The organism is Dactylosporangium sp. CA-152071, assembly GCF_050936335.1.
In the GTDB taxonomy this organism is placed as follows: Bacteria; Actinomycetota; Actinomycetes; order Mycobacteriales; family Micromonosporaceae; genus Dactylosporangium; species Dactylosporangium maewongense.
This window is the reverse complement of sequence record NZ_JBNJMZ010000002.1, coordinates 1260689-1285257: the sequence shown is the minus strand read 5'-3', so window position 1 is coordinate 1285257 and position 24569 is coordinate 1260689. Positions and strand designations below refer to the sequence as shown.

Annotated in this window: 25 protein-coding genes, 4 tRNA genes and 1 riboswitch; of the genes, 20 read left to right on the top strand and 9 right to left on the bottom strand. The window is 70.3% G+C overall.

The window, feature by feature from the left end; translation table 11 throughout:
- Position 1 precedes the first annotated feature (1 nt).
- Complete coding sequence (locus ACQEVZ_RS45925) at positions 2 to 760, top strand: dienelactone hydrolase family protein (protein ID WP_433380103.1); 759 nt, start codon at positions 2 to 4, stop codon at positions 758 to 760.
- A 109-nt stretch (positions 761 to 869) separates the two neighbouring features.
- Here ACQEVZ_RS45925 and ACQEVZ_RS45920 read toward each other — a convergent pair whose 3' ends face one another.
- Positions 870 to 2309 (bottom strand): PucR family transcriptional regulator, encoded by a 1440-nt coding sequence (locus ACQEVZ_RS45920; RefSeq protein WP_354896758.1) that lies wholly within the window; start codon positions 2307 to 2309, stop codon positions 870 to 872.
- A 120-nt stretch (positions 2310 to 2429) separates the two neighbouring features.
- Between ACQEVZ_RS45920 and ACQEVZ_RS45915 the strand changes: the two genes are divergently transcribed.
- Genes ACQEVZ_RS45915 through ACQEVZ_RS45900 form a run of 4 tightly spaced genes read left to right on the top strand, consistent with a single transcriptional unit; the run spans position 2430 to position 6281 of the window.
- A complete protein-coding gene (locus tag ACQEVZ_RS45915; protein WP_344511644.1) occupies positions 2430 to 3416 on the top strand; it encodes an ABC transporter ATP-binding protein in 987 nt (328 codons plus the stop codon).
- A gap of 23 nt (positions 3417 to 3439) precedes the next feature.
- Positions 3440 to 4630 carry an ABC transporter substrate-binding protein gene (locus ACQEVZ_RS45910; protein WP_354896752.1) on the top strand — a complete coding sequence of 397 codons (1191 nt, stop codon included), beginning with the start codon at positions 3440 to 3442 and terminating at the stop codon, positions 4628 to 4630.
- The gene (locus ACQEVZ_RS45905) at positions 4627 to 5472 is read left to right on the top strand and encodes an ABC transporter permease (RefSeq protein WP_344511648.1); all 846 of its coding nucleotides are present in this window, start codon (positions 4627 to 4629) and stop codon (positions 5470 to 5472) included. Before ACQEVZ_RS45910 ends, ACQEVZ_RS45905 begins: the two co-directional genes overlap by 4 nt.
- Positions 5469 to 6281, top strand: coding sequence for an ABC transporter permease (locus ACQEVZ_RS45900; RefSeq protein WP_344511650.1), 813 nt, complete (start codon positions 5469 to 5471; stop codon positions 6279 to 6281). The genes ACQEVZ_RS45905 and ACQEVZ_RS45900 overlap by 4 nt, the downstream gene beginning before the upstream one ends.
- Before the next feature lie 224 nt (positions 6282 to 6505).
- Here ACQEVZ_RS45900 and ACQEVZ_RS45895 read toward each other — a convergent pair whose 3' ends face one another.
- Positions 6506 to 6634, bottom strand: a complete 129-nt coding sequence (locus tag ACQEVZ_RS45895; RefSeq protein ID WP_344511652.1) for a hypothetical protein — start codon at positions 6632 to 6634, stop codon at positions 6506 to 6508.
- 194 nt (positions 6635 to 6828) lie between these two features.
- On the opposite strand from ACQEVZ_RS45895, the gene ACQEVZ_RS45890 reads away from it, so the two are divergent.
- The 9 genes from ACQEVZ_RS45890 (at position 6829) to ACQEVZ_RS45850 (ending at position 14369) form a co-directional block, all read left to right on the top strand.
- Positions 6829 to 7773: a SagB/ThcOx family dehydrogenase gene (locus tag ACQEVZ_RS45890; protein ID WP_354896746.1), complete on the top strand. Its 945-nt coding sequence runs from the start codon at positions 6829 to 6831 to the stop codon at positions 7771 to 7773.
- A gap of 3 nt (positions 7774 to 7776) precedes the next feature.
- Positions 7777 to 8868 carry a TOMM precursor leader peptide-binding protein gene (locus tag ACQEVZ_RS45885; protein WP_354896743.1) on the top strand — a complete coding sequence of 364 codons (1092 nt, stop codon included), beginning with the start codon at positions 7777 to 7779 and terminating at the stop codon, positions 8866 to 8868.
- Positions 8865 to 10220: a YcaO-like family protein gene (locus ACQEVZ_RS45880; RefSeq protein WP_433380094.1), complete on the top strand. Its 1356-nt coding sequence runs from the start codon at positions 8865 to 8867 to the stop codon at positions 10218 to 10220. Before ACQEVZ_RS45885 ends, ACQEVZ_RS45880 begins: the two co-directional genes overlap by 4 nt.
- A 1-nt stretch (position 10221) precedes the next feature.
- On the top strand, positions 10222 to 10881 hold the full coding sequence (locus ACQEVZ_RS45875; protein ID WP_433380091.1) for a CPBP family glutamic-type intramembrane protease: 660 nt from the start codon (positions 10222 to 10224) through the stop codon (positions 10879 to 10881).
- Positions 10878 to 11639 (top strand): CPBP family glutamic-type intramembrane protease, encoded by a 762-nt coding sequence (locus tag ACQEVZ_RS45870; RefSeq protein ID WP_433380088.1) that lies wholly within the window; start codon positions 10878 to 10880, stop codon positions 11637 to 11639. Before ACQEVZ_RS45875 ends, ACQEVZ_RS45870 begins: the two co-directional genes overlap by 4 nt.
- Positions 11640 to 11653: 14 nt before the next feature.
- Positions 11654 to 12625, top strand: coding sequence for an ABC transporter ATP-binding protein (locus tag ACQEVZ_RS45865; protein ID WP_433380085.1), 972 nt, complete (start codon positions 11654 to 11656; stop codon positions 12623 to 12625).
- A gap of 1 nt (position 12626) precedes the next feature.
- On the top strand, positions 12627 to 13349 hold the full coding sequence (locus tag ACQEVZ_RS45860; RefSeq protein WP_344511666.1) for an ABC transporter permease: 723 nt from the start codon (positions 12627 to 12629) through the stop codon (positions 13347 to 13349).
- Positions 13346 to 14134, top strand: coding sequence for a class I SAM-dependent methyltransferase (locus ACQEVZ_RS45855; RefSeq protein ID WP_344511668.1), 789 nt, complete (start codon positions 13346 to 13348; stop codon positions 14132 to 14134). Before ACQEVZ_RS45860 ends, ACQEVZ_RS45855 begins: the two co-directional genes overlap by 4 nt.
- Positions 14135 to 14243: 109 nt before the next feature.
- Positions 14244 to 14369 carry a hypothetical protein gene (locus ACQEVZ_RS45850; RefSeq protein ID WP_433380080.1) on the top strand — a complete coding sequence of 42 codons (126 nt, stop codon included), beginning with the start codon at positions 14244 to 14246 and terminating at the stop codon, positions 14367 to 14369.
- Here the strand turns inward: ACQEVZ_RS45850 and ACQEVZ_RS45845 are convergent.
- Positions 14359 to 14766, bottom strand: a complete 408-nt coding sequence (locus tag ACQEVZ_RS45845) for a DUF6855 family protein (RefSeq protein ID WP_344511670.1) — start codon at positions 14764 to 14766, stop codon at positions 14359 to 14361. The genes ACQEVZ_RS45850 and ACQEVZ_RS45845 overlap by 11 nt on opposite strands.
- Positions 14767 to 15028: 262 nt before the next feature.
- A riboswitch (cyclic di-AMP (ydaO/yuaA leader) is annotated at positions 15029 to 15171 on the top strand.
- A gap of 300 nt (positions 15172 to 15471) precedes the next feature.
- Between ACQEVZ_RS45845 and ACQEVZ_RS45840 the strand changes: the two genes are divergently transcribed.
- From ACQEVZ_RS45840 to ACQEVZ_RS45830, 3 genes are all read left to right on the top strand, one after another.
- The gene (locus ACQEVZ_RS45840; RefSeq protein ID WP_433380077.1) at positions 15472 to 16263 is read left to right on the top strand and encodes a C39 family peptidase; all 792 of its coding nucleotides are present in this window, start codon (positions 15472 to 15474) and stop codon (positions 16261 to 16263) included.
- Positions 16264 to 16321: 58 nt separating this feature from the next.
- Positions 16322 to 16504 carry a hypothetical protein gene (locus ACQEVZ_RS45835; protein ID WP_344511677.1) on the top strand — a complete coding sequence of 61 codons (183 nt, stop codon included), beginning with the start codon at positions 16322 to 16324 and terminating at the stop codon, positions 16502 to 16504.
- Positions 16505 to 16698: 194 nt separating this feature from the next.
- The gene (locus ACQEVZ_RS45830) at positions 16699 to 17388 is read left to right on the top strand and encodes a DUF305 domain-containing protein (RefSeq protein WP_433380074.1); all 690 of its coding nucleotides are present in this window, start codon (positions 16699 to 16701) and stop codon (positions 17386 to 17388) included.
- 251 nt (positions 17389 to 17639) lie between these two features.
- Here the strand turns inward: ACQEVZ_RS45830 and ACQEVZ_RS45825 are convergent, their stop codons facing one another.
- Positions 17640 to 19865 carry a LamG-like jellyroll fold domain-containing protein gene (locus ACQEVZ_RS45825; protein WP_433380071.1) on the bottom strand — a complete coding sequence of 742 codons (2226 nt, stop codon included), beginning with the start codon at positions 19863 to 19865 and terminating at the stop codon, positions 17640 to 17642.
- A gap of 113 nt (positions 19866 to 19978) precedes the next feature.
- Between ACQEVZ_RS45825 and ACQEVZ_RS45820 the strand changes: the two genes are divergently transcribed.
- From ACQEVZ_RS45820 to ACQEVZ_RS45810, 3 genes are all read left to right on the top strand, one after another.
- Positions 19979 to 20296 (top strand): DUF5984 family protein, encoded by a 318-nt coding sequence (locus ACQEVZ_RS45820; RefSeq protein WP_433380068.1) that lies wholly within the window; start codon positions 19979 to 19981, stop codon positions 20294 to 20296.
- A gap of 216 nt (positions 20297 to 20512) precedes the next feature.
- Entirely contained in the window at positions 20513 to 20689 is a 177-nt protein-coding gene (locus tag ACQEVZ_RS45815) for a hypothetical protein (protein ID WP_433380065.1), read from the top strand.
- A 192-nt stretch (positions 20690 to 20881) separates the two neighbouring features.
- Positions 20882 to 21721, top strand: a complete 840-nt coding sequence (locus tag ACQEVZ_RS45810) for an amidohydrolase family protein (protein WP_433380062.1) — start codon at positions 20882 to 20884, stop codon at positions 21719 to 21721.
- Positions 21722 to 21836: 115 nt separating this feature from the next.
- Here the strand turns inward: ACQEVZ_RS45810 and ACQEVZ_RS45805 are convergent, their stop codons facing one another.
- From ACQEVZ_RS45805 to ACQEVZ_RS45785, 5 genes are all read right to left on the bottom strand, one after another.
- A complete protein-coding gene (locus tag ACQEVZ_RS45805) occupies positions 21837 to 24155 on the bottom strand; it encodes a hypothetical protein (RefSeq protein WP_433380059.1) in 2319 nt (772 codons plus the stop codon).
- A gap of 1 nt (position 24156) precedes the next feature.
- Positions 24157 to 24229, bottom strand: a tRNA-OTHER gene (locus tag ACQEVZ_RS45800).
- 13 nt (positions 24230 to 24242) lie between these two features.
- Positions 24243 to 24314: transfer RNA gene (locus ACQEVZ_RS45795), tRNA-Thr, on the bottom strand.
- A 3-nt stretch (positions 24315 to 24317) separates the two neighbouring features.
- Positions 24318 to 24390: transfer RNA gene (locus tag ACQEVZ_RS45790), tRNA-Thr, on the bottom strand.
- A 3-nt stretch (positions 24391 to 24393) separates the two neighbouring features.
- Positions 24394 to 24465 (bottom strand) — tRNA-Glu (locus ACQEVZ_RS45785).
- Positions 24466 to 24569: the final 104 nt, after the last annotated feature.

Here is a 24569-nt window from a genome sequence, read left to right as displayed (position 1 = left end):
CATGACCGACTTCTCCGCCGAGCACCGGCGGCTCATCGACGCCGTCGCCGAGCGCCCGGGCGCGCAGATCGCCGAGGCGACGGTGGCCTACGACCATGACGGGCAGCCCATGGAGGGCTACCGCGCCCACGACGCCGCGGTCGCCGGGCCGAAGCCCGCCGTGATCATCGTGCACGACTGGACGGGGCTGCGGGAGTACCCCAAGGCCCGTGCCCAGATGCTCGCCCGCCTCGGCTACTACGCCTTCGCCGCCGACCTCTACGGCACCGGGCGGCGCTTCGAGGACCACCAGAGCGCGGCGGCGGAGGCCGGGAAGTACTACGGCGACCTCGGGCTGATGCGCGCCCGGGTCCGCGCCGCCTACGACGTCGTGGCGAACGACCCGGCGGTCGACGCGAGCCGGATCGTCGTCATCGGGTACTGCTTCGGCGGCTCGGCGGCGCTGGAGCTCGCCCGCACCGGGGCACCGCTGGCCGGCACGGTCGCGTTCCACGCCCGCCTCGTGGCCCACGAGCCGGCCGACGTCGCCGCGATCACCGGCGCGGTGCTGATCTGCACCGGCGGCGCCGACCCGGTGGTGCCCGACGAGGCGGTGGCGGCCTTCCAGGACGAGCTGCGCGCCCGCCCCGACCTGGACTGGCAGGTCATCACGTACTCCGGCGCCGAGCACGGATTCACCCTGCCGGGCGGCGCGTACCACCCGGCGGCCGACGCCCGCAGCTGGCGCGAGCTGACGGCCTTCCTGGACGACGTCTTCTAAAGATCATTCGATAGTTGTAGCTGCTGCCGATGCGGTGCAGTCCGGTGTGGAGACCGTAAGAAAACGCGCCGTCGGCTACCGGGACGTCCGCGAACGGCTGCTGACCGTGTCAGAGTGACACCGCGTGCAGAGCGAGCCACAGCTGCACGCGGTCGGCGGTCGAGGTGAGCCGCCTGCCGGTGAGCCGCTCGATCTGCTCGAGGCGGTAGCGCACGGTGTTGCGGTGCACGTAGAGGCGGGCGGCGACCTTGGCGACCGAGCCGTCCTCCTCGAGGTACACCCGCAGCGTCTCGACCAGGGCCGCGCCCGAGGCGGTGTCGAAGTCCAGCAGCGGCGCGAGGACCTCCCGGCCGAGGTCGGCCAGGGGTAGGTCGTCGCTGGCCAGCAGCAGGCCCGGCAGGGAGAGCGGCTCCCGGCCGTTGATGCCGGGCCCGCGGCTGAGTGCCTCGCGGGCCTCGTAGAAGCTCCAGCGCAGCCCGTGCACGCCGCTGTAGGCGCCGCCGACGCCGACCCGGGCGCCATCGCCGAGCTGTGCGACGTAGGCGAGGGTCTTGGCGGCGACGTCCGCGGCGCTGGGCGAGCGGCCGACGAGCACCACCAGGTGGTCGTCGAGGTGGGCGGTGGCGACCGGCTCGACCCCGGTCTCGGCGAGGGGGTAGACGCTGCCGGGCAGGGCCCGCAGGCCGGCGACGTCGGGCGAGGTGGCGAGGACGACGGTGTACGGGTGGGAGACGTCCACGCCGAACGCGAGCAGCCGCCGCTCGGCCTCCGCAGGGGCGATCGTGGTCCGCACGATGTCCTCGACGAGGTGGCCGATGAGCTCCCGCCGGCCGGCGAGGACGGCCTGGCGGCGGGCCAGCTCCAGGCCGACGAGGCTGGCCGCGTAGGGCAGGATGTCGTCCTGGCCGCCGGCGACCGGCCCGGTGCACAGCGCCGCCTCGACCGTTCCGCCGACCTCGACGAGGTCCTGCCGGGCGGCGCCGGACGGCCACGGCAGGCCCGGCGGCGCGGAGGCGAAGACATGGCCGTAGGCGTCCACGACGCCGATCGGTGCGCCGACCATGCGGCGCAGCGCATCCACCATGCCGGCGAGGCCGCCGCCGGACAGCAGCGCCCGGGTCAGCTCGTCGTGCATGCGCAGCAGCGCCCGCTGCCGGCCGTAGTGCGCGGCGAAGACCCGGTCGGCGACGAGCCGGTCGACGGCGATGAACGGGGTCTCGTACGGCACCTCGAGGATCGGCAGCCCGGCGATGTCGGCGGCGGCGATCGTCGCCGCCGGCACGACCCGGTGGGTGAGCCCGGTGCCGAAGCCGATCGCGGCGACCGCGCGCTCGGCGACCCGGCGCACGAACTGCCGCTGGGCGGCGGCGGTGCGCTGACGCAGGCCGGTCGTGAGCACGAGCTCGCCGCCCTGCAGCCAGTGCCGGGGGTCGTCGAGCTCGGTCACGGCGCACCAGCGGACCTCCCGCTGCAGGTCGGCACGCGAACCGGCCCGCACGACGAGGCTCAGCCCGTCGTCGGCGAGGAGGTCCGCGAGGCGCACGCTCACGGGCGTGACTGTACTGCTGCACAACGATTTGCTGAAGCGCTGTACATCTGTCCATTGGAGTCGGTGCCCGATTTCCCTACGGTTCCGTCAACCCAGCCGCAGGGAAGCGGAGGTGCTGGCATGAGCGGACCGGCGATCCGGCTGACCGGGCTGCGCAAGTCGTTCGGCGTGGTCAACGCCGTCGACGGGGTCGACCTGGAGATCGCGGACGGCGAGTTCTTTTCCATGCTCGGGCCGAGCGGCTCCGGCAAGACGACGGTACTGCGCCTCATCGCGGGCTTCGAGTCGCCGACCGCCGGCACCGTCGAACTCGCCGGGGTCGACGTCACGCGACGCCCGCCGTACGAGCGCGACGTCAACACGGTCTTCCAGGACTATGCGCTGTTCCCGCACATGTCGGTGCTGGACAACGTCGCCTACGGGCTGCGCGTGCGCGGCACCGGCCGGCGGGAGCGGCACGAGCGGGCCGAGGAGGCGCTGCGCTCGGTGCGCCTGGAGGGCTACGGCGCCCGCCGCCCCGCGCAGCTGTCCGGCGGGCAGCGGCAGCGGGTGGCCCTGGCGCGGGCGCTGGTGAACCGGCCGAAGGTGCTGCTGCTCGACGAGCCGCTCGGCGCGCTGGACCTCAAGCTGCGCGAGGAGATGCAGGTCGAGCTCAAGGCACTGCAGCGGCAGGTCGGCATCACGTTCGTGTTCGTCACGCACGACCAGGAGGAGGCGCTGACGATGAGCGACCGCGTCGCCGTCTTCTCCGGCGGGCGGGTCGAGCAGGTGGCCGCGCCGGCCGAGCTCTACGAGCGCCCGGCGTCCCCGTTCGTGGCCGGGTTCGTCGGTACCTCGAACCAGTTCGCCGGCGCCGACGTCATCGGCCGGTCCGGCACGTTCTCGCTGCGGCCCGAGAAGATCCGCCTCGACGGCGACGGCGACTGCGCGGCCGCCGGCAAGGTCGCCGAGGTGGTGTACGCCGGCGCCTTCACCCGCCTGGTCGTCGACCTCGACGCCGGACCCCGCATGGTCGTGCTGCTCACCTCCGCACCCGGACTGCCCGCGCTGCGCGGCCAGGCGGTCCGCCTCACCTGGAGCTCCTCCGACCTCATCGCGCTCGACTGACGCGCTCGAATCAAGGAGAAGGCATGCGCCGATACATCGCCGTATTCGCGACCGTGCTGGCCCTCGCCGCCTGCGGGGACGACGCCAAGCAGAGCAACGCGCCGGCCGGGCCCGCCGGAGCCCAGCTGCCGAAGATCGACAAGCTGGCGAGCCTCGGGGCCGGCGAAGGCGCGGTGAACATCGTGGCGTGGGCCGGGTACGCCGAGAACGGCAGCAACGACCCGAAGGTCGACTGGGTCACCCCGTTCGAGAAGCAGACCGGCTGCAAGGCCAACGTGAAGGTCGCCGGCACGTCCGACGAGATGGTGACGCTCATGAAGACCGGCGACTACGACGTGGTCTCCGCCTCCGGCGACGCCTCCCTGCGCCTCATCTACGGCGGCGTGGTCGCGCCGGTCAACACCGACCTGGTGCCCAACTACAAGGACGTCTTCGACGGGCTGAAGAACAAGGCGTGGAACTCCGTCGGCGGCGCGTCCTACGGCGCCCCGCACGGCCGCGGCGCGAACCTGCTCATGTACCGCACCGACGTGGTCAAGCCGGCGCCGACCTCGTGGGACGTGGTCTTCGACGCCAACTCCCCGTACAAAGGCAAGGTCACCGCCTACGACTCGCCGATCTACATCGCCGACGCCGCGCTGTACCTCATGAAGCACAAGCCGGAACTGGGCATCAAGAACCCGTACGCGCTGGACGACAAACAGTTCACCGCGGCCGTGGACCTGCTCAAGGGCCAGCAGAAGATCATCGGCGAGTACTGGTCGGACTACACCAAGGAGGTGCAGGCGTTCAAGGCCGGCAACTCCGTGCTCGGCACCACCTGGCAGGTCATCGCCAACCTCGCCGAGGCCGACAAGGCGCCCGTCGAGGCGATCCTGCCCAGCGAGGGCGCGACCGGCTGGTCCGACACCTGGATGATCGCGGCCAAGGCGAAGCACCCGAACTGCGGGTACCTGTGGATGAACCACATCATCTCCCCTGAGGCCAACGCCGCCGTCGCCGAATGGTTCGGTGAGGCACCGTCGAACAAGCTGGCCTGCGCCAAGACCGCCGACCCGCAGCACTGCACCACCTACCACGCCGACGACGAGTCGTACTACGGCCAGGTCTGGTACTGGACGACCCCGGTCGCCGACTGCGTCGACGGTCGCACCGACGTGAAGTGCAAGGACTACAGCGAGTGGACCAAGGCCTGGACGAGCATCAAGGGATGACGGTCATCGCAGGGTTCTTCCACCGCCACCCGCGGGCGAGGCTGGCGGCGCTGCTCTCGGCGCCGCTGGCCTGGCTCGTCGTGGCCTACCTCGGGTCCCTCGCGGTGCTGCTCACCTCGTCGCTGTGGCAGGTCAACACCTTCACCGGCGAGGTCGTGCACGAGAGCACGCTGGACAACTTCCGCACGATCCTGACCGAGCCCGTGTACCGCAACGTCGTGCTGCGCAGCGTGGGAGTGGCCGCCGCCGTCACGCTCATCGACGCGGTCCTCGCCGTGCCGATGGCGTTCTTCATGGCGAAGGTGGCGCCGGCGCGGTACCGCCGGATCCTCCTCGTCGCCGTGGTCACCCCGCTGTGGGCGAGCTACCTGGTCAAGGCGTACGCGTGGCGGGTCATGCTGGCCAACGACGGCCCGCTGGACCGGATCTTCGGCGGCCCCGGCTACGGGCTGCCGGCGACCGTGCTCGTGCTGTCCTACATGTGGCTGCCGTACATGATCCTGCCCGTCTACGCGGGCCTGGACCGGCTGCCCGACTCGCTGCTGGAGGCGTCGGCGGACCTGGGCGGCCGGCCCGGGCGCACGTTGCGCTCGGTGGTGCTGCCGATGCTGGTGCCATCGATCGTGGCCGGCTCGATCTTCACGTTCTCGCTGTCGCTGGGCGACTACATCACCGTGCAGATCGTCGGCGGCAAGAGCCAGCTGATCGGCAACCTCGTGTACGCGAACATCGGCGCCGCCAACGACCTGCCGTTCTCCGCCGCCCTGGCCACCATCCCGGCGCTCGTCATGCTGGTGTACCTGCTCGCGGTACGCCGCACCGGAGCCCTGGAGAACCTATGACGCTCTCCCGCACCGCCCGCTGGGTCCTCGGCGCCGTCACCGCCCTCGGCCTGGCGTTCGTGTACGTGCCGCTGGCGCTGGTGCTGCTGAACTCCTTCAACGCCGACCGCACGTTCGCCTTCCCGCCGCGATCGTTCACGTTCGGCTGGTGGTCGAGGGCGTGGGACAGCAGCGGCCTGCGCTCGGCGCTGTGGACGTCGCTGCAGGCCGGCCTCGGCGCCACCCTGGTCGCCCTGGTCCTCGGCACGATGGTGGCGTTCGCGGTGCAGCGGTACCGCTTCTTCGGCCGCGAGGCGGTCTCGCTGCTCGTGCTGCTGCCGATCGCGCTGCCCGGCATCGTCACCGGCATCGCACTGGACACCGCGTTCCGCTCGGTCGTCGAGCCGCTGGGCGTCGGCAAGGGCCTGCTGTCGGTGGTGATCGGCCACGCCACGTTCTGCGTCGTCGTCGTGTACAACAACGTGCTCGCCCGCCTGCGCCGCACCGGCGCCTCCTACGAGGAGGCGTCCGCGGACCTCGGCGCCCGCCCCGGCCAGACCTTCCGCTACGTCACGTTCCCGCTGCTGCGCTCCGCCCTGTTCGCCGGCGGCCTGCTGGCGTTCGCGCTGAGCTTCGACGAGATCGTGGTCACCACGTTCACCGCCGGCCCCGGCACCGAGACCCTACCGATCTGGATCTTCAACAACCTGTTCCGCCCGAACCAGGCCCCGGTCATCAACGTCGTGGCCGCGGTGCTCATCGTCGCGTCGATCATCCCCGTGTACCTGGCCCAGCGCCTCTCCTCCGACACGACCGGCGGCCGGCTGTAGTCGTCAGGCTCGCCGCGGCCTGTTTGCGGTTCGTGCGCAGGTCTCGGCGGAGGTGTGTACGCCGGATGAACAGTCGTGGCCCGTGTGCTCCATGCACATTGACCAGTGAAAGTACATCCTGGATACGCCTCTGATGCGCATGTTACCGTGCGGCCGACGAAATCGCATCGACCGATGTCGTCAATTCGTCGTTGGGAGGTGAATCGCATGCTCAGCTTTTCGGGTCAGATCGGCACGACGGCCACCGGTGGGCTGACCGTCACGGTCGCTCCGGGTGCCTCCACCACGTGCGGCGGCGGCAACTGCTGCTGCACCAGTTGCTGTTCGTGGTAGTCGCCGGCCCATGCGCCCAACCAGTGAAGGGAAACCAGCCTTGCTCAGCTTCTCCGGCCAGATCGGTACCACGGCTACCGGTGGGCTGACCGTCACGGTCGCTCCGGGTGCCTCCACCACGTGCGGCGGCGGCAACTGCTGCTGCTCCAGTTGCTGCTCCTGGTGATCCGGCCGCTGCCGGTCACCTCCCTGTCCGCGCTCGCATCGGAGTGACATGCCCTACCGCCGCACCAGGGAAGAAGTCGAGGAAGCGCTCAAGGACCACGACTACCTCCGGGCGGTCGGCAGCTTCGCGATGCAGCACACGATTGTCTCGATCTATACGTCATCCACGGTCGTCCGGACCCCAGACTCCGTGGTGCGGGGCCGATGGGCGACCGGGGATGACGCCTTCGCCGGCGAGGAACTCCTGCTCAACTACCGCACGGACAACGCTCGGCTGGGCTTCCAGATGGGCATCGGCAGGTTCTACGAGCCGGATGCGGTCCTGTCCTCCTGCCACGCCGACCTTGAGGAAGACCTGCGTGACGTCGTCAAGCTGCCCGCCGCGAAACCCATCCGTGCGGGACTGACCGCGGTCGTCACCGAGCGGCGCAGCACCCGCCTGTTCAGCGGCGAGCCGATCTCGCTGGCCGACCTGTCGGCGCTGCTGTTCCACTGCCAGGGTGCCACCGGCAGCCTGCCGTACGGCAATCCGGCCGACCCGCACGGCGTGATCGGGCTGCGTACCGTCGCCTCCGGCGGTGGTCTCTACCCGGTAACGCTGTACGTTCATGCCTTCAACGTCGCGGGGCTCGCCCCCGGCGCGTACGAGTACCTGCCGTACGCCCACGGTCTTTCGCCGGTCGCGTCGCATCCGCAGCTGTCGCCGGCACAGGTGCTGCGCTCGCCCGACCTGGACGTCGAGCGCAGCGGGTTCGTCCTGACGTTCGTGTACAACCTCTACGACAACTCGCGCAAGTACGGCGACGGGGGTGTCGTGTTCGGGCTCATCGAAGTCGGCGCCATCCTGCAGAACCTGCACCTGGCCCGCACGGCGCTCGGCCTGGCCGGCTGTGACCAGGGTGGCTACGACAAGCAGACGATCGAGAAGATGCTGGACCTGGACGGCCTGACCAGCCACGTCGTGCACGTGAGCGTGGTCGGGCAGGGAGAGTAGTCGGTGAGCGCAGACGAGTCCATGATGGACAGTTACCTGCTGGCAAGCACGGCGCGGTTGGTGGAGGACAGCGCGGGCCGCTTCCGGATCCGCACCGGGGTGTGGAACTTCGAGGAGGCGGTGATCGACGTCAGCCGCGAGTCGCCGGCGGTGGGGGCCACCGTGCGGGCCGCGCTGCGCGCGGCGGCCGCCGGGCCGGTGCGCGTCGCCGACCATCTGGATCCGGGGCTGCTACCGATCGAGTCGGCCAACATCGAGCGCCTCTTCGCCGACCTGGCACAGGCCGGATTGTTCGTGCCCGCGCGTGAGCGCGACAGCCAGGATGCGGTGACCGCGGCGCTGCTGGGCCGGATGGTATCGCCGTACCCGGGGGACGGCGAGCCGCCGAGCGGTGAGGTCGCCTTCCTGTCGGACTCTGCGGCGGCCACGGCGCAGGCCGAGCACCTGGCGGCCGGGATGCGGCTGCGGCTGGCGCCGCTCGCCCCGGAGACGGTCGAGCGCCTTTCGAGCGCCGACCTCACGTCCCGTATCGACGGCCTGGCCACCGAGCAGGCCATGGCCGACCTGACTCCGGCGCTGACCGGCTCGGCGGTGCTGGTGACGTGCCTGCAGCGACCGTCGCTGCCGTTGCTGCGCAACATCAATCGTGTGCTGGAAGGCCGCGACGTGCCGTGGGTGTGCGCGTTCATCGACGGGCCGTTCGTGTCCGTGGTGGGCCTGAAGTCCCCGCACACCGGCTGCTTCGAGTGCTTCGAGCAGCGGGCGCTGGCGCGGCTGGAGGACCACGTGTCCTATCACGACTTCGCCCGCTCGCCGGTCGGGTCCGCGGCACCGCGCGCCGCGGACGCGCCCATGATGAGCCTGCTGACCACGCTGGCGCTGACCGAGGGATACCTGCACGCGACGGTGGGCGTGTCGCGGCTGTCGGGCCGGGTGCTCGGCGTGCATCTGCCCACGCTGGAGATCCAGACGCAGGACCTGCTGCGCATGCCCGCCTGCCCGGGCTGCGGCAAGGTGTCCCGCCAGCGGATCCGCGAGATCAACTTCAACAGCCGGGCGGCCGTGGACCGGATCGTGTCCGGGGTGCTGCGATGAGCGCAGTGTCGCACTACCCGCCGATGACGCGGCTGCTGCGGCGGTACAAGCACCTGGGGGCGAACCAGACCGGCATCATGCCGGGGTTCTTCGTCGCCGTCGCCGACATCCCGGGCGAGCCCCGGATGCGGGCGATGACGGCGACCATGCCGCACTACCACCGCCTGATCATGGGTGACCCGCATCTGCAGGTGCAGTACCACCTGAGCGGGTACGGCCTGTACCAGGAAGAGGCCATGATCAAGATGATGGGGGAAAGCGTCGAGCGGTACGCCGCGATGGTCGCGATCCGCCTGTTCGACCAGGATTTCCGGTACGCCTCACGGCGCGAGCTGTCGGCCGAGGGCGAGTGCCTGCCACTGGAGTACCTGGGCATCCTCGGTCCGGAACAGCAGCGCACCCTGGCCTCGCGGCTGCACCGGTACGCCGACCGCCCGCCCACGGAGGACGACGTCATCGCGTGGGTGCGTTGCCCGGCGCTGACCCGGCCGGGGGAGGACCTCTGGGTCCCCGCGCAGCTGTTCTTCCTCGGTTTCACCACCTCGGCGGCGCACGGCGACCTGCTCTTCACCCCGTCGTTCTCGACCGGCACGGCGGCACACGTGAGCCTGGAGAACGCGCTGCGCAACGCGTTGATCGAGGCGGTGCAGATCGACTCGTTCATTCTCAACTGGTACACCCCGAATCCGTGTCCGCAGGTCGTCGTCGACGACGAGGACGCGCTGCGGGTGCTGGCCACGATGAACCTCGGGCCGGATGCCGACTACCGGGTCCGGGCGATCCACCTGACCCGACCCGACCTCCCGTTGCCGACCATCGGCGTGTACATGGACCGCAAGACCGACGCGCTGCCGATGCTCAGTTTCGGGGTGCAGGGCGACGCCGACCCGCGCTCGGCGCTGTTGCGCGGAGCGATGGAGAGCGCGGCCATCCTCGGCCTCGGCATGTACAGCGCCATCTTCGACACGACGGCGGTGCACGCGGCGACGAATTCCTCGCCGTACCTGGACCTCGACTCCAACGTGTTGTTCTACGCCGGACCGCAGGACGCGGAGCACAAGCGCGCCATCGTCGCCGAGCGGTTCAGCGGGTCCGTGAAGCTCTCCGAGATCGCCCCGCTGGCCGGAGCGTCGACGCTCGAGTCGCTGCTCGAGATGGTGGCCGGGGTGAGCCGCTGGGCGACCTACCTCGACATCACGCCGCCGGAACTGGCCGGCACCGACTGGAAAGTGGTTCGCGTCCTCATCCCCGAACTGCTCAGCATGTGCCTGCCCGGGATGCCGCCGAAGGCGCATCCGCGCATGGTCGCGCACGGCGGAGTGACGAATGTCCACCCGCACCCTCTGCCTTAGCGTGCTGGTACTGCTCTGCGCGGCGTTCCCGGCGCAGGCGTTCCGGCTGACCCTGTCCGGAGTGCTCGGCGGCACCGGCGCTCGCGGCGCGGCGCCGCGCAGACTCGACCCGGCCGTGCGCGGGCAGTTGGTGTTCGCCGTGGCGCTGATGGCCATGGCGGCGCTGGTCGCCACGCTCGCACCGATGCGGTGGGACCTGTCCTCGCCCGTCGATCGGCGCTGGTACGCCGCCGCGGTGGCGTTCGGGTGCCTTGCCCCGGTGCTGGAATGGGCCACCGGCGCCGCATGGCTGGCGGTCCGGCACCGGCGACTGGCCGGCATCGCGCTGCACCGGCTCGCGGGCGGCGGATCGGTCTGGGTGGTGCTGGCCGCGGTCGGCGTCGCCGCTGCCGAGGAGGTGCTGTTCCGGGGCGTGGGACTACACCTGCTGGGAGTCGTCCTGGGCTGGCCGGCCGCCGCGGCGCTGTTGGTCACCGCCGTCGTGTACGGCCTCAACCACCTCTACTTCGGCGCCATGACCGTCGCGCAGAAGACCTTGACCGGCATCGGGTTCGGCCTGCTGTACCTGCTGGGAGGCGACAACGTGCTCGTGCCGATGGTGGCGCACGCGGTGCAGAACGTGGTCGTGCTCACCGTGCTGCGGCGCCGGGAGCCGTCGTGACCCGCGACGCGGCGGTGTTCACCGCCGTCGCTGTCGCGGCGACCGCGGCCTGGCTCGCGCTGTACCGGCTGCCCTTCCGGCGCAACCGTACCCGCCAACGGGTACGCCTGGCCGTCGCCAGCCGCACGGGGCTGCCCGGCCGATACGTGTTCCCGATCCTGGGCACCCTGGTGTACCTGGCCGGCGGCGTCCTTGCGTCGATCCTCGTGATGTACTGGGGCGGCCTCGACGTGGCCACCCTGCTCGCCTGGCACGTCACCCCGCACGACATCGGTCTGCTGGTGCTGACCGCCGCCGGCGCCAGCGCGCTGACCGCATTCGCCATGTCCATCCTCTATGCCGTGCGACCCCGCACCGACGTGCCCGGCGCGGTCACCGGCGTCCGCTGGATCGCCGAGATCCTGGCGCTACCCCGGGCATGGCGGTACATCGTCCCGGCGACCAGCGCCGCAGTCGAGGAGTTCTACTTCCGCGGTGTCTTCCTCGGCGGCCTGCTGGCCAGCGACACACCGGTGTGGGCCGCCATCGCGATCAGCGGCGCGACCTTCACCGTCGGCCAGGTCCTGCTGACCGAGACGGCCCTGCAGGCCACTGTGCTCGCGCTGTCCAGTGTGGTGCTCGCGGTGGTGTGCGGGCTGCTGGTGATCGTCGAGGGCAGCGTCCTTCCGGCGATCGCGGTGCATGCCTCGTTCGCCGCCTACTACACCCAGACCAGCTCGCGCCGGGTCGCTCCCGTCGCGGCCGCAGTGCCCCGATGAGGAGGCCGACAACGGTGAGTCAAGAAGCAGAAGCAAGCGCCGCCGAGCCATTCGTCGACGCCCGGAACATCACCGTCCGCTACGGTGACCTGGTCGCCGTCGACGGTGTCGACCTGGGCGCCGACAAGGGCCAGGTCGTGGGCGTGATCGGCCCCAACGGCTCCGGCAAGACGTCGTTGCTGGAGTGCGTCGAAGGGCTGCGGAAACCGGCCACGGGCACGATCCGCGTCGGCGGCTTCGACCCGGCCACCGACCGTACGCGGATGACCCGCATCGCCGGCATCCAGCTCCAGCAGCTCGTCTACCCGCCCCGCGCCACGGTCGAGGAGATCTGCCGGCTCTTCGCGTCGTTCTACCCCGACCCGGCCGATCACATCGAGCTGCTCGAACTGTTCGGCCTGAGCGGGCAGCGGCGCAGCCAGGTCGTCAAACTGTCAGGCGGGCAGCAGCAGCGGCTGTCACTGATTCTGGCGCTGCTGAACAACCCGCAGGTGGTCTTCCTCGACGAGCTGACCAACGGCCTGGACCCGGCCGCCCGGCGCATGGTCTGGGACGAACTGCGCCGCCGCAACGGCGACGGCCTCACCATCGTGATCACCTCGCATCACATGGAGGAGGTCGAGTACCTCTGCGACCGGGTCAACGTGCTGCTCAAGGGCCGCATCGTAGCCACCGGCACACCCACCGAGCTGATCCGGGACCATGCCGGCGACTCGGCCCGGCTCGTGCTCGACGGCGCCGGCGGCAACCGGAAGCTGGCCGAAAGTCTCACCGGGCTGGGTTCCGGGGTGCGGGTGGAGCCGGCCGGGCAGCGGCTGATGCTCGAGGTGCAACCGGCGCGCCGCGGGGACGTCGACCGGGTCCTGGCCGAACACGGCACCACCGCGCGGGAGCTGCCGGCCTCGCTGGACGACGCGTACCTGAACCTGACCGGGCAGGCCGCCGGAACGGCCTCGAGCGAAGCGGACAACGTCGATGTTTCCTAGCGTGCTGGCGTTCGAGTCGAGGCGAATGCTGCGCAACTTCCCGCCGCTGTTCTTCGGCCTCGTGTTCCCGGTCATGGTGCTGGGCATCTTCGGCGGCATCTACGGCAACAAGCCGTCCGACCTGTGGGACGGCCTCGGCACCGTCGACGTGTCCGTGCCCGCCTACGTCGGCCTCGTCCTCGCCGTCGCCGGGCTGATGAGCTTCCCGCTGGGCATGGTCGAGTACCGCTCCCGCGGGTTTCTGCGCCGGCTGCGGGGCACCCCCGCCCGGCCGACCGTCTTCCTCACCGCACAGCTGCTGATCAACATCGTCATCTGCGTGCTGGGCATCGCCCTGCTCGTCGTCGTCGGCTCGCTCGTGTTCGGTCTGCACGCGCCGGAGCGGACGTTCGCGTTCGCCGGTCTGGCGCTGCTTTCCGGCGCCGCCATGTTCGGCATCGGCCTGCTGATCGCCTCCATCGCCAGAAGCGAGCAGACGGCCCTGGTCATCGCCAACCTGGTGTACTTCCCGATGATTTTCCTGACGGGCGCCACCGTCCCGCTCGAGCTGATGCCCGACTGGATGCGCAAGATCAGCGACGCACTCCCGTTGACGTATGCGATCGACGCGCTGCAATGGGCGTGGCTGGACCGAGGCGACTCCATCGGCGTCGATGTCGCGGTGCTGGGCGGCACCGTCGTGGTCTGCGCCGCCGGCGCCGCCTGGCTGTTCCGCTGGGAATGAACCCCCTCGTCGACCGGACCGTGCAGGCCACCGCGTACGCAGCGGCGGCCTGCCGGGCCGCGGAGAGCCGCCTTCCGCGCCCCCGGGTGTCGGACCCGCTCGCCGAGCTGTTCACGCCGACCGCTGCGGCGGCGCCGATCGCGCGGCTCGCCGACGCCGGGCGGGACGAGGTTGTCGCCCGTACCGTCCTCATCGACCGCATGCTCGTCGATGCGCTCGAGCGACGGCCGGGGGCCGCCGTGGTGAACTTCGGGGCCGGCTTCTGCACGCGGCCGTACCGGATGCGACTGCCCGGATGCCGCGAGCTGGTCGAGGCCGACGACCCCGCCGTCGTCGAGCTGAAGGACCGGACCCTGCACGGTCGGCCGCACAGCTGCCCGGTAAGGCGGGTCGGCCTGGACGTCCGCGACGAGACCGCGGTGAGCGCCGTGGTGGACGAGACGGGACGATCCGGCGACGTGATCGTGCTCACCGAGGGCCTGCTGGTGTACCTGCCGGCCGGAGCAGTCACGGCGCTGGCGGCCACGCTCGCGAGCCGGACCGGCGCCGCGCACTGGATCGCCGACATCGTCAGCGCGGACTCCGCCAGGCAGATGCAGACCCTTGCCCAGCGCGTCCCCGGTGGGCTGGCGCTCTTCGGGCTGGACTCACTGACGCCGCTGGAGGAACCGGGCTGGCGGGTCGTGGCCTACCGGGCCCTGCCGGTGCCGCGACCCCGGTACGGCGCCTCCAGCCGCACGCTCGTCGACGGCGTGGTCGCCCTCGAACCTCGCCGCGGCGGCTGAGTCCGGCGCTGGAACAGGTCGCGTGGCTCGGGGATCTCGGGCGTCAGGCCCGCCTCCGCTTCGGCGGGCGGCCTGGGCGGCGGCGTCGGTTCGCGGGCCGGTCCTGCTCGTGAGGTACGGGGGGACGCCGGCGCTGGGCCCTTTCGGCAAGGTCACCGCGTCGGTGATGGCCGCGGCGATGCGCCGGGCCAACCAGAAAGATCTGGCCCGCCTCAAGCGGATCCTCACTCCGTGACGGCGCGCATCCGGTTGTTGCGGGCGTCGTGCGTCAGCTCGGCCAGGCCGAGCACCTCCAGCAGCGGCGGCAGGTACATTCCGAACCGGCCCCGGTAGCCCTTGCGCAGCCCGTACCAGCCGCCGACCGGGTTGTCCTCCGAACGGCCCCACGCCTCGACGGTGCCGTCGGCGGCGGGCTTGTTCTCGTCGGCGGCGCCGAGCGGCACCCAGTCGCCCTGCTCGCGCAGCCACGCATGCAGATCCTCGACCGCCCGCAGCTGGTACGTCAGCTTGGTCGAGCCGACCTGGCACACCAGGGCGGGTGGGTTGGCGGCCTCGTCGCGGTACATGGTGTACTCCGACGACCCGGGCGGGGTCTTCAGCACCCACGGGTCGTCCTTCGTACCAGCCGGCATGACCGCCTCCCGTCCGCGCGTTCGACTCGCACTCTAGACCCGTGCCGTCATGCCCGGGCCGGGATGGCCTCCGCGGCAGCCGATCGTGGGACCCTGAGATCGCTTGAACCGACCCATGCCGCGATGCTGTCAACGTATTGAGTAGTCGGTCCGAACAGTGATGATGTGCGGCTTCTTCCAGCTAGCGGGCCTTGGCATGGCAGTGCCCCTTGCGTAACGTCATGGGTCGCTTGGTCCGGTTCATGCTCACAGCAGGTGACGCCGGGCAGGCTCGCTGATTCGTGCACGCACGAGCCGGGGACCCACCGCATGTCTGGGGTGAATCCGCGGGCCGACGGCCTGTGGTAGGGCGACCTTCGCGCCCGAATCCGTCAGCTGACCCGGTAGGCGGACGCGTAAGGAGAAGTGTCTGTGCACAGCCGTTACCCCCCATCGCCGAGATCCTCGCAGGTCGCGTGCCTGCTCGTCCGCGCGCCGAGCGGCGTCAACAGGACGCTAGTGCCGCCTGCTGTCACGCTGCGGGTGGTCACAGTCGCGTAGGTGCCGGCCGCTCCGTTTGCAGCGGCTACTGACGCAGCGCGGCAGGGAGCCGCAGGCCCGTGGCCTGTGCGCCATCCGTCCGGCTGCTGAGGTGGCGAGCTGGCCTGTGCGCTGCGCGTTCGCGCCGCGCACATCACTTCTTGCTGCCCGATGGCTGTGCATCGCGTGTCGTCGCACGTCATTGCCCGTATCGATCGCCCTGCTCCGGGCTACTGGAGACTCGTTGTGAACCTTGAATCCGTACAGCCGCAGTCCCACCGTGCCGGGGATATCCGCCGGCCGCGGATGGCGGTGACCATGTGCGTGATGCTCGCCGCGGCGGCCGTGGCCGGCATCGTGCTCAGCCAGCTCGGCGATCCGCCGTCTGAGCGCACCGCGGCGGCGGGCGCGGCGTTGACCACGAAACCACCGAAGGCCGACGGGGCGGCGCCGTCCGCGCCGACGACGATGCTCCTCAAGTACCAGTTCCAGCTGCAGCCGAACTACTACTTCTGCGGGCCGGCGGCCACCCGGATCGCGCTCACGGCAGCCGGCCACGCCGTCAGCCAGGACGAGGCCGCGGCCATGCTGGGCACCACCACCAACGGGACGAACTCGGCCCTCGACACCACCCGCGTACTCAACCAGGTGCTCGGGCACGGCCGCACGCTGTACCAGACCAGAGAGATCCCGGTCTACCCGGCAACGCCCGCGCAGGCCGCGCAGCTTCAGACCGACGTGCTGACCACGGTCGGCGGCGGACGGGCAATCGTGGCAAACATCGCCGGACACGTGACCGACACCGCCGGTGCCGTGCACGCCTACGAAGGCGGTCACTACCTGACGGTCGTCGGATACCGTGACGGCGGCGGCACGGTGAAGATCGCCGACCCGGCCGACCCGAGCGGGGACGGCACCTACTGGCTGCGCACTCCCAAGCTGGCCGACTGGATCTCCTCGCGTGGCTACTCGTATTGATTCCCGGCATCGCCGATCAACTGACGGTGGCAGGGCGGCGTCGTGGTGGCCGGCCGTCGTGGGCTCAGTCCTGGCGTCCAGCGTCCTGTTCGTGGTCACGATGTGGGTGTCCGGTGGCAGTCTGCGCGGCGCGTTGCCGGGCGGGGCGGCGATGGGCATGCTCAGCCATCGACCCGCACTGAAGCGGCGACCGGTCAGGCTGCCGGGTGAGTTCCTGGTCGGTGGTGTGGAGCTCGCATAACGCCACCCGGTTCGGGAAGCATGCCGTGGATGCCCGGGAGTGCGGGATTGCGTCGAGTCCGGCTGTGGAACGGATTGCAGCGCCGAGGTCACGCCGTCCGGGCGATGACGCCCGCGTTCGGTATGACCGCATCACAGGGGTAGCCGCTCAGGGCGACGCAGCTCACCACACCGAGTCGAAAGAGTCTGTGCGCCATGAGGCATTACACCCGAGGCAGCGCCGTGCTGGTGGGCGTCGCCCTCACTGTCACCGTCGCGCTCACCGCTTGCAGTGACACCGCAAGCGGTGGCGGTAGTCCTACGGCACCGAACAACGGCAGCGTCAGCGTCAGCGTCAACCCCACCTTCAACAACGTCGACGCGGTGTTCGTCCGGATGATGATCCCGCATCACGAGCAAGCCGTGGAGATGGCCGCCCTCGCCGAGACGAAGGCGACTGATCCGGACGTCAAACAACTCGCCGCCAAGATCAGTACCGGGCAGAAGGCGGAGATCGCAACAATGAAGGGCTGGCTGGTCGCCTGGGGCCAGCCGACCACGATGCCGAGCTGTCCCGAGATGCATTGCATGCCGAGCAACATGATGCCGCATGGAGCATCGCCGAACGGCATGATGCCAAGCGGGATGATGCCCAACGGGATGCCGACGATGCCGGGCATGATGTCGAGCGCAGACATGGCAAAGCTCAAGGCGGCGACCGGCACCGACTTCGACAAGCTGTTTCTCCAGATGATGATCGTTCACCACCAGGGAGCGGTCATGATGGCCCAGGCGGAGCTGGCCCATGGAACCAACCCGGACGCCAAGGCTCTCGCCGGCCGTATCGTGAAGACACAGCAGGCCGAGATCGCTGCGATGCAGCAGATGGCCGGCCAGTCGCAGTAAAGCCTCGTCCGCTTTCCCCGGCGTCGGCGTCCTCCTGCTCTCCCAGCACGTGGAGACCCACCTCACGATGCGGCTAATAGCCCGATCAGTACGAACGTGGGCCCCGGGAGAGATCCTGGGGCCCACGTCGTCATGTATTCCACGCTCACTCGGATTGTGACCCGGCTGTTCGCTGGCGGGTGCCATCGCTCAGACGGGAGCCGTCAGTCCGACCGGGCGCGGGCGTGGATGCTCCCACTAGAACAGCGTGCTCACCGGCGACCCGAGTACAGCTGCGTCACGTGGTCGGCGCTGAGCTCGTAGCCGTACAGGCGGAAGTCGTCGATCAGACCGTCGAATCGGGGGTCGCCCCAGCTCGTCCCGCCGATGAGGTTGGCCGTGGTGTTGCCGCCCACGCCCACGTTGCCGATGCCGATGGGGAAGTTGGTACGGGTGCCCTGGAGCACGCCATTGAAGTAGATCTTGCCGGTCGAGCCGTTCATCGTGAACACCACATGGGTCCACTGGTTGAGCGGCAGGTCGCGGCCGGAACCGAGCGTGAGGCGCTCCTGTGCCGGGTTTCCGGCCGCCTTGAAGGTGGCGCCGAAGCCGGTGGTTCCGCTGTTCGTGCCCGACTGGAGCAGGAAGAACGTGTCCGTGCTGCTGCCGATCTGCAGCAGCGGCACCCAGTTCGGGAGGGTGTCCGGACGCGCCCAGAAGGACACGGCGAACTGGTTGGTCAGTCCGGACTGGATGTTGTCGGGCAGCTTGACCTGGTTGCCCGAGTTCGCGGCGCCGCCCGGCAGCGACACCGCGCTGCCGAACCGGCCGGCTGCCCAGGACGTCGTGCCCTGCAGGGTGGCCGCACCGACCGACGTCTTCGTGCCCGAGTTCGCGGCGGCGGTGCCGGTGTTCTCGTTGAAGGTGTAGCGGACGGCGCTGCCTTCGTTGTACATCGCCGTCACCTGCGCAGCGTTCAGCGTTGACGTGTACACCCGGACGTCGTCGATCAGACCGTCGAACGCGGCGTCGCCGTACCCGTTGCGGCCCAGCCAGTTGTTGGCTGTCGGGCCGATGCCGGCCATGGTGACCGTCAGGTCCGTGCGGGTCGCGATCGCCACGCCGTTGAGGTACAGCGTGCCGGTCGAGCCCTGACGGGTGAAGGCCACGTGGTTCCACTGGCCGGCGACCACGTCCCGGACAGGAGTGGCATAGACCCGCTCCTCGGGACCGGTCTTCGCCTTGAAGGTGGCGGCGAGCCCGGTGTTGCCGCTTGCCTGGGTCTGCATCTGGATGTGGAAGTAGCTCCCGGCGGAGCCCAGCCCGTCGCCGATGTGGAACATGCTGGTCCAGTTGCTCTTGGTGTCGGGGCGCACCCAGAGTCCGGTGGTGAAGTTCGTCGCGTTCTGCAGCAGGTTGTCCGGCAGGTCGACCGCGTTGGCGGTGCTACCGCCGGGCAGGTTGATCGCCTTGCCGAGGATGCCGTTGGTCGACCAGCCGGTGGTGCCGGTCAGGACGGCCGCGCCGACCGAGCCGACGGTGCCGGTGTTGGCGCCCGTGGTGCCCGTGCCTTCCTCGAACTCGTAGCGGATCGGAACACCGGCGGCCGGCGGCGGCGGGGAGCAGTCGGCGCTCAGCAGCCCGGCGGCGTAGGCGAGGCCGTTCTTCATCTGGGCGCGCATGTAGGGCTCGCTGTAGGCGGTGCCCTCGTGGCCCATGGAGGTGTACCAGGAGCGGCCGGAGTCGATCTTCTGGCACCAGGTGAGCGGGTGCGGGGAGCCGTTGGCGCCGCCGCCGTAGGACGACTCGTCGGCCTCGATCAGGGTGCGGACGTTGGGTGCGGGGTTGACGACCCAGTCGTACCACTCGTCGCTGCGGGTGATCGAGGCGGTCACGCCCTGGACCAGCGGGTGGCTGGCGTCCGAGACGAACACGCGACCGGGGCGAACGCCGGGGTTCTCCGGGTGCCCCTCGGAGACGGCGCCGACGAGGCGGTAGTAGAACGGGTTGACGTCGTGCTCGCTCTGACCGACCGACCATCCGGCGTAGTGCATGCCCATGTAGCCGCCGCCACCGCGGATGTAGGCCTCCAGCGCGCTGCGCTGGGCCGCGTCGAACAGCACGCCACCGGTTTGCGCGAAGACCACGGTGTCCTTGGTGGCGAGGTTCGCGGTGGTGAAGGCCGCGGGGTCGTCGGTCTCCTGGATGTCGACCGGCTGGTTGTACTGCGTGCCGAGCTGGGTGGCCAGGTCACGCACGGCCTGCCGGGCCTGCACGTTGGAGGCGTGGAAGTTGGTCTTGTAGAACAGCAGCACGGTGAGCCGGCCGTCGTCGGCCGGAGCCGCTAGCGCGCCGGCGTTGGCAGCAGCGGACGCCGCCGATCCGGCAAGCATGACCGACGCGACGAACGCCGCGGCGAGCGGGGCGAACACTCGCCCCCGCCATCGATCGGCATGCGCGAAGACGGGAAACGGGGAGGACCAGCGGCGCACTTTCATGAGACATCCCTTGGGGTTCGGCATGGCGGATACCACCACCAGTAGGACTGAACGTGAACACTTCTTAACACAAAAGCGCGAACTGCGTCTATGTACTCGAACCAATATCTATCGTGTTCTCATATGTGAACCGTTGCCACTTGACTGGCGATCTTCACCCTGCCGATCCGTCCTCTGTGGACGGTGTTTGCCCGGTGCGCGCTTCTCGACGGCTGCACTGGTTCGGGCTCTCCGTGGGCTGGTACTGGCCCGAGGTCGGCGGGCACCAGCTGCTGCGACGGGATTGTCCGACCTTGATTGTCTGGCGCAGCGAGCAGTGTCGGACAACCCAGGCCGCCCACATGCTGATCGGGCAACCCCAGCGGCACCAACCAGGGGCCGCGAATCAAGAACAACAAGGCGAACCGGCCCGATGCCGGTCGCCCCGATGAAAGGGATTCCCGGTGGGAAGAGTCAGTCGAAGAGTCGTCATGTCGTTCATCACCTGCGCCCTTGCCGCAGCAGGCCTCGCCGTCGCTACCGCATCTCCGGCTAGCGCTGCCTGCAGTGCCACCATTGCAAACCCTGCCCGTGGCACGATCTCCGGCAACTACTGGGTGTACTCCACGGGTGCGACCCAGGGCTGTGGCACTGGACCATGGGAGGTCGTGCTCTTCCGGTCCCGCTGGTACGGCTGGGAGGAGCTCGACAGGACCTCGCGTTGGAGCAACGACGGTTCGAAGACCGCATGGTGGGACTGCGACGGCACGCATGACTACCGGGCGCTGCTCCAGAAGAACGGCGTCAACTACAAGTGGTCGTCAACCGTCACCATCAACTGCTGATGGCCTCCAGGGCCGACCGCTGTCGCTCCGCGAGGCGGTCGGCCCCTGGTCGCCGCACCGTTCGCCTGCCCGGACGGTGGCGACAGTGATCGTCCAGGGCGACCAACACCAGCGGTTGAAAAGTCACGCGGGCCCGCATACCCCGAGAGTGGGCGGGAAGTGCCGTACGGGCGCACGAACCACGGAGACGCCATGAAAGCGAACACCTCGACCGAAACCGCACTGGTAGCGGAGCGGTGCTGGGACGGGCTGGCCGAAACACCGTCCGGCCACACCGAGGTCCTGGTTCGCGGCGGGCGCATCGTCGAGGTCGGCGACCGGGTCGGGCGTGGCACCGGGCAGGTGGTCGACCTCGGCGACCGCCTGCTGCTGCCGGGCTTCATCGACTGCCACATGCATACCACGGTGGATCCGTCGGCACTGCTCACCGCGTTCGTGGCCGACCCGGCCACGGTCATCACCCTGCGGGCCCTGCCGGTGCTGCGGGATCTGCCCGACCGCGGGTTCACCACCGTGCGCGACCTGGCCACCTTCGCCGCCGAGCCGATCACGATCTACCTCCGCGACGCCCTCGCCAACGGCCTGATCATCGGGCCGCGCATGCTCGTGGCGCCACATCTGATCTCGGCTCGCGGCGCCCACGGGGACATCTCCACCCTGCTTGCACCCGAATACGGACGCGAGATCGGCGTGCTTGCCGACGGCGCCGCCGCCCTGACCCGCGCCGTGCGCGAGGAGATCCGCACCGGCGCGGACTGGATCAAGTTCGGTGCCATGTTCCCCCATCATCGGAACTGGAGAGAGTTCCCCGCCATGGTGCACACCGGCATCAGCCCGCTACGGGCGCTGCGTGCCGCCACCAGTACCGCTGCCGACCTGCTGCAACGGCCCGATCTCGGCCGGATCCGGCCCGGTGCCACCGCAGACCTGATCGCCGTCCGCGGCAACCCGTTCGACGACATCGACGCCACCGGTGGTGTCGACTTCGTCATGCACGACGGCGTGGTACATCGCCCAGTCGCCATGGCATGAACCATGCGGCTGATCGACGTGCACTGCCGAAACTCCCTGTGCCGTGCCAATTCCTGCACAGGGCCTGTGAGCTGGCCTTCTTCGCTGCGGTCAGACTGCTCGGCTGTGCCCGTGGTCAGGCGGACCGTGAAGGCAGCATCCAGTGGCCGCGGGTCGACCAGCCGAGCAGCCGCCGGCGGTCCGGAGCCGCCGTACCGTCCGGGGGGAACGTCCCGCCTGTGACGACGTGCTCGAGGCCGCCGATCGCGGGCTGGAGCCGGATCTGCACGTGGAACGGCAGACCGTCGGCGTCGCTGCGGACCGTCCGGACGAACTCGGCGGGATCGGCTCCGGGCATCGACAGGTAGAACACGAGGTGGCGCCAGGCGTACGCGATGTCCTTGACGACCGGCAGCGGATGCGGGCTGGCCGGCACCTGCGCTGCGAGGGTCTTCGCCTTCACGTACGCCCGCCACGCCAGCGTCGCCCAGTCGCCGGCCGGACGGACGCCGGCCGGCCCGACGAGGGTGGCGAGGTTGTGGGTGGTGAGGATCTGCGCCTGCTCGATCACCGTGCCGTTGGCGGCGACCGAGCCCGAACCGGTCGATCCGCTCGCCCGCGCCCGCTCGCCGCACAGCGCGTCGAACGTCGGCGACGTCCGGGCGCCGTACCTTCCGTTGCGGACGTCGTCGACAGCCGTGAGGGCGGCGTAGTCGATGCCGTAGTAGCGCTCGTACAGGCTGCCGGTGAGCAGACCGCCGGCGATCTGCGCGGCGGCGAGGTACTTGCCGGAGAACGTCCCCATGAAGATGTCGGCTGCCAGCTCCTCGACCCAGGGCAGCCGCAGACCGGTCTCGGCCCCGAGCGCGCTGAGCTCACGGACCAGCGGGTTCGGCAGTACAGTCGCCGGAAACGCATCCAGGGTGAGCTCGCCGAGCCGGCGCAGGGCCCCGGCTGCGGCGCCGCGCGTGTCGGCGTCGGCGTGCCGGTGGGCCTGCACCGCCCGCACCCACGGCAGTTCCTCCAGGCGCACCTGGTGTTCGAGGTTGAGCAGCAGCAGCGACCGGCGGTTGCGGAAGGCGCGGTAGGTCGCCGTCATCAGCTGCTGCAGCGCCGGGTCACGGTATGCGGCGGCGGTGCTGGCCGCCGCCAGCTGCGGCACGAGCATGGCCAGGACCTCGGCCGACGGGACGACACCGGCGTCGAGGAGCTCCTCGACGGTGCCGGCGGCGGCGCGACGCACGGCGGTGCCGAACGCGTCGGGGACGGCTGTCCCGACCGGGATCGCCGCATCGGGTGCCTCGCCGGCCTCGACCGGCCGCAGGACGGCGTCGACGTCGCTGACCCCGACGTCCTGCGGCAGGGCGGCCAGGCGCGCGACGACGACCCGGGCGATCCCGTGGTGGGTCGGCACGGCGCCGATCGCAGCCTGCTCGGCGCGCAGCGCGGTGTGCGCCGGTGAGCCGGGCGCACCACGACGGCGCACCATGCTGTCGACCGCGTGCTGCAGCAATCCCCGGGTGCGCGGGTCGAGACCTTGCCTGGTGAGGTGCTCGGCGAGGGCGTTGCGCAGAATGGCGAGGTTCTGCTTGCGGTTGCGGTGCTTCGTGCAGTGCCGGTGCCGGTCGGCGAGCGCGGTGTAACGCGCCAGCAGCGTGCGGGAACGGGCCGTCCAGGCCTCGTCGGCCCGCTCGGCGACCCGGCCGTCGACGACGGTGGCGAGCCAATGGGTGAGCAGTTCGTCGGCGAACGGGTTCCAGACCGTGAGCGCCTCGCGCATCGCCTCGATCCGCGGGTTGGGGCGGCGGGCGGCAAGCTCCTCCCGGACCTCGCCCGCGCTGTGCCGCCACACGATCGACGGGTCGTCCGGCGCGGAGTCCGCCGGCTGCGGCGCGAACCGCAGCCGCCCGGCGAACGGCGCGATCTCCTCCACGACCGCCGACGCGGCCTCGTCGTCACCGGCCCGGACCAGCCACGCGACGGTGAGCAGGGCCGCCTCCTCCGGCAGGTCCACCCGGTACGCGCCGGTGTCCAGCAACGTCCACAGATCGGTCAGGCCGTGCTTGCCCAGGTGGTGGCGGAACAACTCCGCTCGGTCGGCGGCGACACGCATCCTCGTGGCGAGCGCCTGCTCGTGCGGCAGCAACGGGCCCTCGGCGGCCGCCGACCCGGTCGCGAAGCCACCCCGGACGACACCCGGTGTGACCCACGCCGGCAGGTCCTTGACCGGTGTGCGGGATCCGATCGTCAGCTTCCCGTCCAGGACGCCGCGCAGCACGGCGCCCCACCGCTCCATGCGGCGGTCGGCCCGGCGGCGCGTGTCAGCGTCCTCGTGCGTCGTCGCGGTGACGAGCGCCCGCGCCAGCTGGTCCACGGCGTAGCCGAGGTTGACGCCGGTCGGTGCACCCGTGGGGGAGGTGGTCGGGTCCGGGGTGGGGTCGGTGTTCGCGGCCATGCCAGCGTGGCGGGCCTCGCACCCGCACCCACCGGGGCCAAGCCCGGCGCTCTGTCTCGTTGAGCTACACGCTGTCGTCGTGCGTTGCCGACGTGGCGGGAGTCGCACCCGCGCCCACCGGGTTACGAGCCGGCGCTCTCCTGACTGAGCTACACGTCGCTGCCGACATGGCGGGAGTCGCACCCGCACCCTCCGGGTAACAAGCCCGGTGCTCTGCTGACTGAGCTTCATGTCGAGGCCGACGCGGCGGGACCTGCACCCGCGCCCTCCGGGTTGAGAGCCCGGTGCTCTGCTGCCGAGCTCCACGTCGTCGCGATCCCGACCATACAAGCCTGGTGCTCTCCGGTCGTCCCGTTTTCGTTACGGAGACGCATTCGTGAAGACATACAGCTTGAAGCCCCGCACGATCGCGGC